Below are 15,713 nucleotides of genomic sequence, written 5' to 3'. Positions count from 1 at the left end.
AATTAGTGTTTAGCCGGCAGACTTTTTGAGACTCGGGCGCTGCCGGCTTTAAGAAAGGAAATGATAAAAGTGAAAGGCAAGGTTGCTTTGGTGACTGGGGCTTCACAAGGAATCGGCAAAGAAGTGGCCCTGTCGCTTGCTGAACGCGGGGTGTTTGTTGCAGCAGCTGATCAAAATCAAAAAGGGCTACTTGAACTTGAAGCCGAACTTGAACAAAAAGATCTGCAGGGTTCCGGTTTTGCCGCGGATGTGGGTGATAGTGCCGCAGTTGACCAGCTTATCGCCGATGTTGAACGCGATATCGGTCCGATAGACATGCTTGTCAATGTAGCCGGCGTGCTCAGAACGGGTCTGATCCATTCGTTGAGTGATGAAGATTGGGAGAAGACGTTCAGCGTCAACTCCACCGGGGTTTTTAACGTATCGCGTGCCGTCGCCCGCCGGATGGTTCCGCGCAGGACTGGAGCGATCGTGACTGTCGGATCAAATGCGGCCGCTGTGCCGCGGATGCAGATGGCCGCCTACGCGGCCTCCAAAGCGGCCGCTTTAATGTTTACGAAATGCCTCGGCCTTGAAGTTGCCGAGTACAACATCCGCTGCAATATCGTATCGCCCGGATCAACGGATACGCCGATGCAGCGGTCGCTGTGGCAGGGTGAGGAAGCTGCGCAAGGTGTAATTGAAGGGTCACTCGAAACATTCAAAACGGGAATCCCGCTCGGAAAATTGGCTTCGCCGGCTGATATTGCAGATGCTGTAATATTTTTGCTGTCTGACGGGGCTCGTCATATTACGATGCACGATTTGCGCGTCGATGGCGGAGCAACGCTTGGAGCCTGATTCAATCTAAAGGAGGTTTTAATGATGTTAGAACGTCATGTCGTGTCAGAAGCGCTTGCAGATCAGCTGTTAAAGGAATATCAGGCCGGTGCTTCATTCTTTTTTTCTTCCCCTGAGCGGACCATTCTGGCGGAAGGTGTTTTTGCTTCTGTTTCTCAAACGGAAGAGCAAAGCCTTGCTCAGCGGGCTGCGGAAGTTCTGAAAAAAGCCAGGGAGAACGGGCAGAAAAATCCGATTGTGGTCGGAGCAGTGCCGTTTGACGATGCGAAGCCGGCGCACTTAACCGTGCCGGTCGAAGCGTGGCATGCAGGGCCGCTGACATGTGAAGAAGACGGTAAAGAGGAGCCTGAAACTGCCCTGTACCCTTATGATATCGAGCAGATTCCAAGCCCGGAAGCGTATATGACCGGGGTCAGACAAGGATTGGCTGGTATAGCAGCAGGAGAATATAGCAAGATCGTCCTTTCCCGGTCATTGCAGCTGACCTCGCCGATCAAAGTCGATATCGGTCATTTGCTGCGAAATCTCGCCCGCCGCAATACAAGCGGATACAACTTTGCCGTTGATTTAACCGGGCAGACATCTGAAGCGCCTCGTACCACTTTGATAGGCGCAAGTCCCGAGCTGCTTGTATCGCGGTCCGGGTTCCGCGTGAGGGCAAATCCTTTAGCAGGCTCAAGGCCTCGAAGCGATAATCCCGAAGAAGATCGAAGACGGGCGGCTGAACTGCTTGCTTCTCCTAAAGACCGTCACGAACATGCGGTCGTTGTCGAAGCGGTTGTTTCCGCGCTCAGGCCGTTTTGCCGAAAGCTGGAGGTGCCGGAACCGTCTCTCATCAGCACGCCGACGATGTGGCATCTTTCAACGGAATTGAATGGAGAGCTTACAGACCTTTCTGTATCATCATTGGAGCTCGCCGCTGCCCTTCACCCGACGCCCGCTGTCTGCGGCACGCCGACGAATGCGGCGAAAGAAGCGATTAAACAGATTGAGCCGTTTGACCGCGGGTTTTTCACAGGTATGGTCGGCTGGTGCGACGCGGACGGTGACGGAGAATGGGTCGTAACGATTCGCTGTGCTGAGGCGGAGGAACACGCGCTGCGGCTGTACGCAGGTGCCGGAATTGTCGCCGGGTCGAAGCCTGAAGACGAACTTGCCGAAACGTCTGCAAAGCTTCGGACAATGCTTCTTGCAATGGGAATGAACAGTGAATAACGGAGGGATAAAAGATGCTGAAAGGATGCCCGTCATGGCCAAAGGAGTTTGCGGATAAATATCGGAAGGAGGGATGCTGGCGAGGCGAAACATTTGGAGGAATGCTGAGGGAACGGGCTGAAAAATACGGCAGCCACATTGCCCTTACATACGGAGATACCCATTTAAGCTATCGTGAATTAGACAAGAGAGCTGACTCTTTGGCTGGCGGTCTTTTAAAGCTTGGGATCAAAAAAAATGATCGCGTCGTTGTCCAGCTGCCGAATATCATCGAGTTTTTTGAAGTTTGTTTTGCGCTCTTCCGGATCGGAGCTCTGCCTGTCTTTGCGCTTCCATCGCACCGGCATAGCGAGATCACGTATTTTTGCGAGTTTTCTGAAGCTGCTGCCTACATTATTCCCGATCGTCACGCAAAGTTTGACTACCGCAAGCTGGCGAGACAGGTAAAGGGAAAGCTGCGAGGGCTTCGTCATGTCATTGTCGCCGGCGAACCGGAGGAGTTTGAAGCGCTGGCGGGCCTTTATGATCAGCCTGCACCTCCGCAAAACGTCCATTCAGAAGATGTCGCCTTTCTTCAGTTGTCAGGGGGAAGCACAGGTCTGTCCAAACTCATCCCGAGGACACATGATGATTATATATACAGCTTGAGGGTCAGCGCAGAGATTTGCAGGCTCGATCACAACAGTGTGTATCTTGCTGCTCTCCCGATCGCTCACAATTATCCGCTCAGTTCGCCGGGAGTCCTCGGTACGCTGTATGCGGGAGGCCGAGTCGTCCTTGCGTCAGGAGGCAGCCCGGATGAAACCTTCCCTTTGATCGATAAGGAGAGGGTAACGATCACAGGACTCGTACCGCCGCTTGCGTTAATCTGGCTTGACGCTGCTCCGTCGCGCCGGGACGACTTGTCAAGCCTCCAGGTCATTCAAGTCGGCGGAGCGAAATTCAGTGCCGAAGCTGCCAGACGCGTCACATCGGTGTTCGGCTGCAAACTGCAGCAGGTTTACGGCATGGCAGAAGGTCTGGTCAACTATACCAGACTTGATGATCCTGATGACACGATCGTTCACACCCAAGGCAGACCGATGTCTCCGTTTGACGAGATTAAAATTTTGGATGAAGAAGGACGCGAACTTGGACCCGGACAGACCGGGGAGCTGCTGACAAGAGGTCCATATACGATCCGCGGCTACTATAAGGCTGAGGAGCATAATGCCAAAGCATTCACTGAAGACGGATTTTACCGTACGGGAGACTTGGTCAAAGTCAACTCATCAGGCTATTTGATTGTTGAAGGACGAGCTAAAGACCAGATCAACAGAGGCGGGGAGAAGGTTGCTGCAGAAGAAGTGGAAAACCACCTGCTCGCACATCCGGCCGTACTCGATGCGGCGGTTGTCTCGATGCCGGATCAATTTCTCGGCGAAAGAACGTGTGCATATATTATCCCTCGCGGCGCTGCACCGGCTCAGCCTGAATTGCAATCGTTTTTGAGAGAAAGAGGCCTTGCAGCCTACAAAATACCCGACCGGGTGGAAATGGTTGAAGCATTCCCGCAGACAGGCGTAGGAAAAGTCAGCAAAAAAGAACTGCGTACAACGATTGCTGAAAAAATGTCTGCAGCTAAGAATGTCAGATGATAAAAAAATGAGAGGATGTGATTTGATGGCCATTCCTGCCATCTTACCGTACCAAATGCCAGAAGCATCAAATATGCCGAAAAACAAGGTGTCATGGACTCCTCATCCGAAGCGTGCTGCACTGCTCATCCATGATATGCAGCAATATTTTCTCAACGCTTACCGTTACGGCGAGTCTCCGGTAACAGATCTGCTGGCTAATATCAAGAAGCTTCGGAAGCGATGTGCCGAGCTTGGCATACCGGTTATTTTCACGGCTCAACCAGGCGCCCAGACACCGGAAGAACGGGGGCTTCTCCAAGACTTTTGGGGGCCCGGAATCGGTCCTGATCCCGATGAGCAGAAGATCGTGGATGAGCTGAAACCGAATGAAGACGACATCGTTCTGACCAAGTGGAGGTACAATGCTTTCAGAAAAACCAACCTTTTAGGTGTGCTAAAGGAGCAAGGTCGGGATCAGCTCATCATCACCGGGATCTATGCCCACATCGGCTGCCTGATGACGGCATGTGATGCGTTTATGCAAGATATTGAAACGTTTTTTGTTGGCGATGCGGTAGCGGATTTCTCATTAAAGCATCATGAAATGGCCATCACATACGCAGCTGACCGCTGCAGCGTCACAATCACTGCGGAACAGCTTCTGAGCCAACTGAAAGATGACGAAAGCCATGAACACGCAAAAGAAAGCTCTCATGCACTGACAAAACAGATCATTCGCGAACAGGTCGCATCGCTTCTTCTTGAATCGCCGGAAAAGATAAGCGACAGTGAAAATTTGATTTACAGGGGACTTGATTCCGTGAGAATCATGAGCCTCGCAGAGCGCTGGCGCCGATCGGGGCGGGAGGTATCATTTGTGGAGCTTGCGGAGGACCCTTCGATTGAAAACTGGTGGAGACTGTTGTCCTCTTCTAAAAAAGCACCCTTGCCAAATGCAGACTATCAATGAGGGAGGTCACCTTAATGCCTGAATGTCAACATAACCGAAAGCCATTATCAGGAGCGCAAGCCGGCATTTGGTTTGCTCAGCAGCTTGATCCGGAAAATCCGATCTACAATACAGCTGAATACGTTGAAATTAAGGGCCCGCTTGATCAAGAGCTTTTCGAGAAAGCGCTGCGCCATGTCATGAAAGAAGCTGAATCACTGCATGCCAGATTTGGAGAAGATCAAAACGGACCGTGGCAAGTGATCGTTCCATCGGCAGAATTTCCGCTTCATTACATTGATGTCAGCTCAGAAACCGATCCGGAACAGGCGGCTAAAAGCTGGATGAAGGATGATCTGGCCCGTCCGGTTGATCTGACTCGCGGCCCGCTTTTTACAGAAGCACTTTTCAAAGCTGCGCAAGATCATTACTTCTGGTATCAGCGAACTCACCATATCGCAACAGACGGGTTCAGCTTTACATTGATCGCCGAGCGGTTGTCAAAAATATATACGGCATTGGTGGAAAACAAATCGATTGACCAGAGCGGAGCCTTTGGCTCCCTCGATTTGATTCTCGCGGAGGAAACGGCTTACCGTGCATCAGAACAGTTTCAGGAGGATCGGCGATTTTGGCTTGAGCGTTTCAGCGATGAACCGGAGGTGGTCAGTCTTGCCGAAAGGGCGCCGCGCACCTCTTCAAGTTTTCTTCGCAGGTCTGGATATCTGCCAAGTGAGCATGCTGATCGTCTTCTGTCTGCCGCAAGCAGAATGGGGGCAACTTGGCACGAAACCGTGATGGCAGCAGCTGCAATATATGTTCATCGCCTGACGGGGGCAAATGACGTCGTTCTCGGGATGCCGATGATGTGCCGCCTCGGGTCAGCCGCTCTCCATATTCCGGGAATGGTCATGAATCTCCTTCCGCTTCGGATTGGTATGCAGCCGGAAATGAGTGTAGGAGAGCTGGTCAAGCAAATCTCAGCGGAGATGATGAAGCTGAGGCGTCATCAGCATTACCGCCACGAAGAACTGCGCCGGGATCTCAAGCTGCTTGGCGAGAACCAGCGGCTGTTTGGTCCGCAGCTTAATTTGATGCCTTTTGAGAATCGTTTGAATTTTGCCGGCTGTCAAGGCATCGTCCATAATCTTGCCACAGGACCTGTGGACGATCTGTCAATCAACATTTACGGCCGCCCGGACGGAGGCGGGCTAAAAGTAAACATGGATGCAAACCCTGCTGTTTATCATGCGGATGAACTTGAAGATCACGTCCATCGTTTTCTTACTCTTCTGAAAACGATTGTCGTTTGCGAACAAACTCAGCCGGTGGGGACATTGGACATTCTTCTCCCTGAAGAACGCGCTCAAATATTGATCGAATGGAATCAAACAGAACACGGGCTTCCCAAAGAGAGTCTTCCGCAACGATTTGAAAGGATGGCAAAAGAGTGTCCTGCATCTCCGGCAGTCGTTTGCGATGGTAAGGTTCTCACCTACTCCGAATTAAATAAAAGGGCCAATCAACTAGCTCATCTGCTGATCGATCAGGGGGCGAAACCCGAGACATTCATTGCTTTGGCGTTGCCGCGATCAGTGGAAATGGTTGTCAGCATGCTCGCCGTTCTCAAGGCTGGAGCGGCTTATTTACCTATAGATCCCGATTATCCGGCTGACAGGATCGAGTATATGCTCAACGATGCACAGCCGCTGCTTGTTATCACCAGCAAGGAAGCACAAGACACGATCAGTTCGCAAATGCCGAAGTTAATCCTCGATGAACAAACTGTTATGGAGAAAGTCTCCGGCTATTCTGAAGAAAATCCCGGCGAACAGCATTCCGGCGCCCATCCGGCATATATGATTTATACGTCGGGATCAACCGGCAGACCTAAAGGCGTGGTTGTGCAAGCTGAAAGCTTATTCAATTTTTTGATGTCAATGCAGGACATGTTCGCGCTTAATCAAGATGACCGGCTGCTAGCCGTCACTACAATTGCATTCGACATCTCAGCACTTGAAATTTATTTGCCGCTGATCAGCGGATCAGCAGTCGTTCTTGCCGAGAAGGAAACGGTACAAGATCCGTCCGCATTGGCCAAAATGATTGAAACACTTGAAATCACAATAATGCAGGCTACACCAACCCTCTGGCATGCATTGGCCTCGAGCGCCCCGGAAAAGCTCAAAGGTCTTCGTGCGCTTGTGGGCGGCGAAGCTTTGCAAGCCAGCCTGGCCCGGCAATTGCAGCAGCTCGGCTGCTCTTTAACGAACCTTTATGGACCGACGGAAACAACGATTTGGTCTACAGCCGCCGCGCTGGAAGGCAATTGCACGGAACCTCCGGGAATCGGCCGTGCGATTTGGAATACGCAGCTTTATGTCCTGGACGCCGGATTGCAGCCCGTGCCTCCGGGAACGGCTGGAGAACTTTATGTGGCAGGAACAGGGGTAGCGCGCGGCTACTTGAACCGACATACTCTCACGGCTGAACGATTTATTGCGAATCCATACGGGCCGCCTGGATCGCGGATGTACCGGACGGGCGACCTCGTGCGCTGGCGCGAAGACGGGTCGCTTGATTATATCGGCCGTGCAGACCATCAAGTCAAAATTCGCGGGTTCCGAATTGAAATGGGAGAAATAGAAGCGGTGCTTGCAAATCATCCGGTTGTTAAACAAGCTGCTGCCATCATTCGTGAAGACCAGCCCGGTGACCCGCGTATATTTGCGTATGTCGTTCCCGCTTCGGGAGAAAGCCTTGATCCTGCTGAGCTTCGCCGCTACGTTGGTGAAACACTGCCCGACTATATGATTCCGTCTGCATTTGTCATACTTGATGAACTGCCGCTTACGCCGAACGGAAAGCTTGACCGCAAATCCCTGCCGGCTCCGGCGTTGAGTATGCATACAGGCGGACGCGAGCCGAGAACTCCGCAAGAAGAAATATTGTGTGATTTATTTGCTGAGGTGCTGGGGGTGCCGCGAGTCAGTATTGATGACAGCTTTTTTGATCTCGGCGGACATTCGCTTCTGGCAGGCAGGCTCGTCGGCCAGATTCGGGAAACGCTCGGCGTCGAACTCGGAATCGGCCGTTTATTCGATGAACCCACAGCCGCCGGACTAGCCAAACAGCTTGATCAGGCGCAGAGCGCCCGTCCGGCATTGCGTAAAAGAGAGCGACGGCAGGAGATTCCGCTGTCCTTCGCCCAGCGGCGCCTATGGTTTTTGCACTGTTTGGAAGGACCGAGCCCGACCTATAATATTCCGGTTGTCGTTCATTTAACCGGAGGTTTGGACCAAGAGGCACTGGCAGCCGCACTGGGTGATGTAGCAGCAAGACATGAGCCGCTTCGAACAATTTTTCCGGATCAGCAGGGGACAACACACCAGCTGATATTGGAAGCGGATCAAGCGCGTCCCGAACTCACTGTATCCCATGTTAGCGAATATGAGTTGGAAAAAGTCCTGGCTGAGGCCGTTCGGCACCGTTTCCATTTAGAAAAGGAACCTCCGTTTCGCGTCCAGCTATTCGTACTCGGACCGGACAAATTTGTTCTTCTTCTGCTTTTGCACCATATGATTGGCGACGGCTGGTCTTTAATGCCGCTGACCCGTGATTTGGAAACCGCCTACAATGCGCGTTTGCAAGGTGAGAGACCTGTTTGGGAGCCGCTTTCTATACAATATGCCGACTATGCCGTATGGCAGGAACATCTGCTTGGCAGTGAGAACAATCCGGACAGTCTGATTGCCAAGCAGCTCGAGTATTGGTCAAAGGCATTGGAACATCTGCCTGATCAGCTGGAGCTTCCGACTGATTACCCGCGTCCGTCGGAATCAAGCTACAGAGGCGGTACGATTGATCTCAGCATTAACGAACAGCTGCATAGCCGTCTGCTCGGTTTGTCCCGCAGCACCGGAGTCAGCATGTTCATGATATTGCAGTCGGCTCTTGCCACACTGTTGACACGGCTTGGAGCAGGCCATGACATTCCGCTCGGCAGTCCGATAGCGGGAAGAAACGATGATGCATTAGGCGGAATTGTCGGATTGTTCGTTAATACGCTTGTGCTTCGAACGGATACATCGGGTAATCCAAGTTTTCGGGAGCTTCTGAACAGAGTTAGAAAAGTAAACCTTGCAGCGTATGAGCATCAGGACCTTCCATTCGAGCGCCTTGTTGAAGTGCTCAATCCTCGCAGGTCTAGAGCGAGACACCCGCTGTTCCAAATCATGCTGGCCTTTCAAAATACGCCTGAACCTGAGCTTGAACTTTCCGGCCTCAAGTCAGACATTGAAATTCGCAGCGTCGGAGCAGCCAAGTTTGATTTGACGATTGAGCTTCGCGAACATCGAAAAGCGGACGGAACACCTGCGGGTATCGGCGGATTTCTGGAATACAGCACAGATTTATTTGAACGAAATACGGTTCAAACATTGGCGGAACGCCTCGTCAGGCTGCTCGATTCAGCAGCAGACGACCCTGATCAGCCGATCGGAAGACTCGATATTCTCCTTCCAGCCGAACGTGAAAACATGCTGGTTGATTGGAGCAAATCGTCCAACAACGTACCTTGTTCATCTTTGCCCGTTTTGTTTGAAAAGCAGGCGGCAAAAGATCCGGAAGCCGTTGCGGTTATATGTGAAAATGACGCGCTCACATACGGTGAGCTCAATAAACGCGCCAACCGGCTTGCTCATCTCCTGATCGCCAAAGGGGTCGGTCCCGAACAATTTGCTGCCCTGGCGCTGCCAAGATCTTTGGATATGGTTGTCGGATTGCTTGCAGTGCTGAAAGCCGGCGCGGCATATGTGCCTCTAGATCCGGACTACCCGGCAGAAAGGATAGCGTTTATGTTGAATGATGCACATCCTGCCTGCATCGTAACGAGTTCAGCGGTTGAATCAAACCTTTCTGTTCCCGGATCTGTTGAAAGGATTGTACTTGATGATCCTTGTATACAAGAGGAACTGAAAGGATGCGCTGCTGCGAATCCGGGTGATGCCGACCGTACCGCGCCTTTGCTGCCTCTTCACCCGGCGTATGTCATTTACACATCCGGTTCGACCGGAAAGCCGAAAGGGGTGGTCGTTCCGCATCAAAATGTCGTGCGGCTGTTCGGAGCGACTGACCAATGGTTCCATTTCGGTTCTGACGACGTTTGGACGATGTTTCACTCTTACGCATTTGACTTTTCGGTATGGGAAATTTGGGGAGCGTTGCTCAATGGAGGCCGCCTTGTCGTGGTGCCTCATACAATCAGCCGCTCGCCGGCCGAATTTCTCAATCTTCTCGTTCGCGAGGGAGTGACTGTGCTCAATCAGACCCCTTCCGCATTTTATCAATTGATGCAGGCTGACCGGGACAATGCTGAGACAGGAAAGCTGCTTTCCTTGCGTTTTATCATTTTTGGAGGGGAAGCGCTCGAGCTGAAGAGGCTTGAAGATTGGTATGAACGCCATCCGGATCATTTCCCGCGGCTGATTAATATGTACGGAATTACAGAAACGACGGTACATGTCAGCTATATTTCCCTCGATCAGCAGACTGCAGCACTTCAAGCGAACAGCCTGATCGGTCAAGGGATTCCCGATTTAGGTGTATATGTGCTTGATGAATACCTTGAACCGGTACCCGCGGGCGTCACCGGAGAGATGTATGTGTCCGGGGGCGGTCTCGCCCGTGGTTACTTGGGCAGACCCGATTTGACAGCAGACCGCTTTGTCGCTGATCCGTTTGGTCCGCCGGGAACCCGGATGTACCGAACCGGTGATCTTGCCCGCAGGCGCCAAGACGGCTCTCTTGATTATATGGGGCGGGCCGACCAGCAGATCAAGATCCGCGGCTTCAGAATCGAACTCGGCGAGATAGAATCGGTGCTTGTCCGCCATCACAGAGTGAATCAAGCCGCTGTAGTTGTACGGGAAGACCAGCCCGGAGACAAGCGCCTGATCGCCTACGTTGTCCCGGCATCTGAAGAAGAAACCGATCCGGCTGAGCTGCGCCGGTTTGCCGCAGGCACTCTGCCGGAGTACATGGTGCCTTCCGCATTTGTAAAAATTGCAGACCTGCCATTGACTCCAAATGGCAAACTTGACCGAAAAGCGCTGCCTGAACCTGACTTTGCCGCGGCAGTTAAAGGGCGGGGGCCAAGAACACCGCAGGAAGAAATCTTGTGTGATCTTTTTTCAGAAATTCTCAATGTGCCGCGAGTTGGTATTGATGACGGATTCTTCGAACTCGGCGGGCATTCCCTGCTCGCCGTACAGCTGATGAGCCGCATTCGTGAAGCGCTCGGAGTCGAACTCGGCATCGGCGACCTGCTTGAAGCGCCTACTGTCAGCGGACTAGCTGAACGGCTTGAATCCGGCGGCAGACAAAGTGCGCTCGATGTACTGCTTCCGCTGAGAACCGGAGGCAGTCAGGATCCCCTGTTCTGTGTGCACCCGGCCGGGGGTCTCAGCTGGTGTTATGCGGGTTTAATGACGGCACTCGGCAAGGAATACCCGATATACGGCCTTCAAGCCCGCGGGATCGCAAGGCAGGAAGAGCTTCCTGATACGCTCGACGTCATGGCAGCTGATTATATCCGGCACATTCGTACGATTCAGCCAACAGGCCCTTATCGTCTTCTCGGCTGGTCGCTCGGAGGCAATGTTGTACATGCGATCGCAACTCAGCTGCAGGAACAAGGGGAAGACATATCGCTTCTCGTCATGCTTGATGCTTACCCGAATCACTTCCTTCCAATTAAAGATGCGCCTGATGAGCAGGAAGCATTGATTGCTCTCTTGGCATTGGGAGGATACGATCCGGACAGCCTTGACGGGGAACCGCTGAAACTTTCCAGTGCGATCGATATTCTACGTCGCGACGGCAGTGCGCTTGCCAGCCTGGATGAGGCTGCGATCTTAAATTTAAAGGAGACGTATGTGAATTCCGTCCGAATTTTAAGCGAATATAAGCCCCGCGTCTTTCATGGCGATATCCTGTTTTTCAAATCAACCGTGATACCGGAATGGTTTGATCCGATCGATCCGGAGTCATGGCTTCCTTATCTGAACGGAAACATTGATATTCATGATATGGATTGCCGGCATAAAGATTTGTGCCAGCCGGAGCCGCTTGGACAAATCGGACGTCAGGTTGCGGAAAAGTTGGACGACTTGAAAAAAGATACGGATAAGTAGGGAGAGATAACGATGACAAATCCTTTTGAAAATGAACACGGCACATATGTTGTTTTAATGAATGAGGAAGGCCAGTATTCACTCTGGCCCGCCTTCATTCATATTCCGGCAGGGTGGGAGATTGTCTGCGGGGAAACGAGCCGCAGCGCCTGTATGGACTATATCAGCTCGAATTGGACCGATCTCTCGCCGAACAGCTTAAAGCCGGCTGCAGAAGTACACGGCGGTCAGCAATGAATAGAAGGCCGTTCAATCAAAGGACGGTTGTCAGCATTGTATATGTAACGGCCATGTTTATGGCTGCAATGGATGCGAGTGTCATCAACATGGCACTGCCTGCCATCATGAACGAATTTCAAACATTACCGTCTGCTGCAGGCACAATTAACATCGGGTACTTAGTCAGCTTGGCGGTCTGTCTTCCCGCAGCCGGCTGGCTTGGGGACCGCTTTGGGACAAAGCGTGTTTTCCTAGCCGCCCTTTCGATATTTACGGCTGCATCCGCCTTATGCGGAATCGCTGACAATCTGGCGGAATTAAACGTATTTCGCGTGATCCAGGGGGCCGGCGGCGGGTTGATCACACCGGTGGGAATGGCGATCTTGTTCAGGACGTTTCCTCCGCATGAACGGGCCAAAATCTCGAGAGTTCTCGTTCTTCCGATTGCTGTCGCGCCTGCGGTTGGGCCGATCATCAGCGGGTTTCTGACAGATCAGCTGTCATGGCGCTGGATTTTTTACATTAATATTCCGATCGGAATGATCATTCTGCTGTTTGGCCTGTTGTATCTTCATGAACATTTGGAGCCGGAAGCGGGCAGATTTGATTGGCCTGGATTCCTTTTGGCGGCGCCGGGAATGGCGTTGGCGGTTTTTGCACTCAGCCAGGGGCCTGTGCGCGGCTTCAGCTCTCCGGATGTGCTTGCTTCAGGAGCCGGGGGAATGATTCTCCTCGTCATTCTCGTTTTTGTCGAGCTGAAGGCTGAGCATCCGCTGATTGAGCTGCGCTTAGTGAAGGACCGGGTTTTTGGAATGATGAGCGTCATTTCGCTTTTGACAGCAGGCGGACTGCTTGGCATGCTCTATATATTTCCGCTGTTGTGTCAGGAAGCACTCGGCTACTCTGCGACCGATACTGCCCTGATCACGTTTCCAGAAGCATTAGGCTTGATGGTGGCATCCCAGCTGATGCCGAGATCATTGGCAAAGCTCGGGCCGCGGCGGGTGATTTCCGTTGCGCTGTTAGGCGCTGCTGTGCTGTTCGGGCTGCTGAGCCTGACTGGATACGGGTCAAATCTGTGGCTTCTCAGGCTGCTGCTGTTTTTGGCGGGCTTTTTCCTGGGGCATGCGGTTGGTGCGGCGCAGGTTGTTTGTTTTGCCAACATTTCATCATCTTCAATGGGCCGGGCAACGACACTGTTTAATGTACAAAACCGGCTCGGATCTGCTTTTGGAGTTGCCGTCATGTCGTGCGTTCTTGCCGTGCTCAGTCAGCCCGGCGCAGGCATAGAGCCTGATTTATCAGCTTACCGGACCGCTTTGCTCGGTGCAGCCGGCTTCCTCATGGCAGCATTTTTCATCGCACTCAAGCTCAAAGACGCTGACACAGGCCGTCAAATGGACAGGCATGATTCAGCATCCAAAGGTGCGGCGGCTTCTGGTGAGTAAAACAAAAATCCTCCCGTTTCCGGGAGGATTTTTGAATTAAGCTCTATAAAATCGGCGACAGCAGGATCGAAATGGCTTCTTTAAAGCGGATCGATTTGCTTCTGTTTAAATATTCCTCAAAGGTCAGCTCCCTTGACACTTGCAGATCTTTTTCAAATGATAGGACAAGGCTTCTCGCAATTTCCTCATCATATAAAAAAGCATTGACTTCAAAATTGAGCTTGAAGCTGCGCATATCAATATTTGCCGTGCCAACCGATGCAATTTCCTCATCTACTACAATCGTTTTCGCATGGATAAACCCGTTATCGTAAATAAATACGGAGGCGCCGGCTTTTAAAAGTTCGCCGATGTAAGAATAGGTTGCCCAGTACACAAACGGATGATCGGGTTTGTTAGGAATCATGATCCTGACGTCAACGCCGGACAGGCAAGCGATCCTGAGGGCATCGAGCAGGCTGGCGTCCGGAATAAAATAAGGCGTCTGTATAAGAATGGACCGCTTTGCCGTTGATATCATTTTAATATAACCGTTTTTAATCTGCTCCCATTCTGAATCAGGGCCGCTGGTGACGATTTGCATGCCGATGTTTCCGTGGGAATCGATGTCAGGAAAGTGGTTTGGCATATATGTAATGTCGTGGTGGTGCGAGGCCTGATTCCAATCCAGGATAAAACGCGTTTGAATCGAGTGGACCGCTGTTCCTTTGATTCTGAGGTGCGTGTCTCGCCAATAGCCAAAGGTCGGGTTCAGACCGAGATATTCGTCCCCGACATTAAATCCCCCGACATAGCCGATGACGCCGTCGATAATGACGAGCTTGCGGTGGTTGCGGTAATTCATGCGCAAATTGATAAATTTAAAGCGCGACGGGAAAAAGACTTCGACAAATCCTCCCGCTTTTTTCAGCTCTTTGAAAAAGCTTTTCCTGAGGCTTCTCGATCCCAATTCATCATACAAAACGCGAACTTCAACGCCTTCTTTTGCTTTTTTGATCAGCGCGTCCCGCAGCTTTTTGCCGATCTCATCGCCTTTATAAATATAATATTGAAGATGAATATGGTCTTTGGCGTTTTCAATGTCGCGAAGCAGTCTGTCGAATTTCTGGCGTCCGTCCGTTAACAGCTCGACCGCATTGTCTTCTGTAAAAACGGCGTGGTTATTCAAAATGTGCATATAAATCAAGTCTTTGCTGTCCGCCGTCGCTTTATTGCGAAATTCAAACTCGCGGTTTTTCAGCTTGGTCAGCTGCTGTTCCAATATTTTTTCCATCCCGATCCTCTTTCGGTCTTCCCATTGAAAAAGGTGATTCCTGCTCAAATTGTGGCCGAAGAGCAAATAGAGGATAAAGCCGAGAACGGGAATAAAGAAGAGTACCAAGAGCCATGCCCAGGAGGAGCTTGCATCCCGGCGTTCCCTAAAGATCACAACGATTGCCAATAGCGTGTTTAAAACTAATATAAAGCCGAGAAATATCGATGTGATGCTGATATTTTTAATAATATCCATATTGAACCTCACAAGACGGATTTGTTTTTATACATTCCATTTATAACAGTTACTCCCCTTTCAAGCAACTATCTCATGTTATACGGGGCGACAGCCGGAAAGTTTCTAAAGAAAAAGGGAGGAAGGCAAAAAACTGTAAAACATGTTGGATCTAAGTTACGATATACATATAAAAAGCGTGATTTAATTAGCGGAACAACGCCTCTTTAACCAAAACGGGAGGGATTGATTATGGATATGGAACGTTTCCATCAAATGCCGGCCTTTATGAAAGAAGAAATGGATAACCTCAAGCGCGTGGCGGCGCCGTTCTTAAAGAAAAGGATGATTTTTCTTTTTATCGCGATTCCGCTGCTTCTTGCTTCATTTGTTTATCTTTCCTCTTTTTGGGGGCAGGCAACTTATGGAACCGATTCAATGATAAAAATCGGCTGCGCTGCCGCAGGTGCAGCTTTCGGCATGGCGCTGTTCAGAGAGTCGTCATACCAAAAAAGAAATGTTCAGCAATCGGTGATGAAGTATATATTGGAACGGATGCAAACAAGCGAAGTGCTTTCCGATGAACGGAAAAGCCGCTACGTTCGGGCGGTCAAAGAAGAGCCGTTTACTGTAATGAGAAGCTTTTTGGAATTTTTAAATGAAGAAGAGATCAGAAGGCGCAGGCTGGCTGAATGATTGATGGAAAAAAGAGCTGCATGACAGCTCTTTTCAGACCGTTGA

Annotated in this window: 9 protein-coding genes; 8 read left to right on the top strand and 1 reads right to left on the bottom strand. The window is 51.2% G+C overall.

What is annotated here, in order from left to right; all coding sequences use genetic code 11:
• Positions 1 to 60 precede the first annotated feature (60 nt).
• Genes BTA31_RS00045 through BTA31_RS00015 form a run of 7 tightly spaced genes read left to right on the top strand, consistent with a single transcriptional unit; the run spans position 61 to position 13,483 of the window.
• Complete coding sequence (locus BTA31_RS00045) at positions 61 to 840, top strand: 2,3-dihydro-2,3-dihydroxybenzoate dehydrogenase (protein WP_076788083.1); 780 nt, start codon at positions 61 to 63, stop codon at positions 838 to 840.
• A gap of 24 nt (positions 841 to 864) precedes the next feature.
• Positions 865 to 2,055: an isochorismate synthase DhbC gene (gene dhbC / locus BTA31_RS00040; RefSeq protein WP_239693106.1), complete on the top strand. Its 1,191-nt coding sequence runs from the start codon at positions 865 to 867 to the stop codon at positions 2,053 to 2,055.
• A 14-nt stretch (positions 2,056 to 2,069) separates the two neighbouring features.
• On the top strand, positions 2,070 to 3,692 hold the full coding sequence (locus BTA31_RS00035) for a (2,3-dihydroxybenzoyl)adenylate synthase (protein ID WP_076788078.1): 1,623 nt from the start codon (positions 2,070 to 2,072) through the stop codon (positions 3,690 to 3,692).
• 25 nt (positions 3,693 to 3,717) lie between these two features.
• On the top strand, positions 3,718 to 4,644 hold the full coding sequence (locus BTA31_RS00030) for an isochorismatase family protein (RefSeq protein WP_076788076.1): 927 nt from the start codon (positions 3,718 to 3,720) through the stop codon (positions 4,642 to 4,644).
• Between the two features lie 14 nt (positions 4,645 to 4,658).
• Complete coding sequence (locus BTA31_RS00025; protein ID WP_076788074.1) at positions 4,659 to 11,816, top strand: amino acid adenylation domain-containing protein; 7,158 nt, start codon at positions 4,659 to 4,661, stop codon at positions 11,814 to 11,816.
• Between the two features lie 12 nt (positions 11,817 to 11,828).
• A complete protein-coding gene (locus BTA31_RS00020) occupies positions 11,829 to 12,053 on the top strand; it encodes an MbtH family protein (protein WP_043925117.1) in 225 nt (74 codons plus the stop codon).
• Positions 12,050 to 13,483: an MDR family MFS transporter gene (locus BTA31_RS00015; protein ID WP_043925116.1), complete on the top strand. Its 1,434-nt coding sequence runs from the start codon at positions 12,050 to 12,052 to the stop codon at positions 13,481 to 13,483. The genes BTA31_RS00020 and BTA31_RS00015 overlap by 4 nt, the downstream gene beginning before the upstream one ends.
• A gap of 43 nt (positions 13,484 to 13,526) precedes the next feature.
• On the opposite strand, the gene cls is transcribed toward BTA31_RS00015, so the two are convergent.
• Positions 13,527 to 14,975, bottom strand: a complete 1,449-nt coding sequence (cls, locus tag BTA31_RS00010) for a cardiolipin synthase (RefSeq protein WP_076788535.1) — start codon at positions 14,973 to 14,975, stop codon at positions 13,527 to 13,529.
• Between the two features lie 249 nt (positions 14,976 to 15,224).
• On the opposite strand from cls, the gene BTA31_RS00005 reads away from it, so the two are divergent.
• Complete coding sequence (locus BTA31_RS00005; protein WP_076788071.1) at positions 15,225 to 15,668, top strand: YwnF family protein; 444 nt, start codon at positions 15,225 to 15,227, stop codon at positions 15,666 to 15,668.
• Positions 15,669 to 15,713: the final 45 nt, after the last annotated feature.

It is taken from the genome of Bacillus haynesii (assembly GCF_001969855.1).
GTDB lineage: Bacteria > Bacillota > Bacilli > Bacillales > Bacillaceae > Bacillus > Bacillus haynesii.
Note: the sequence above shows the minus strand (reverse complement) of the source record. Positions and strands in the feature narration are given on the sequence as shown.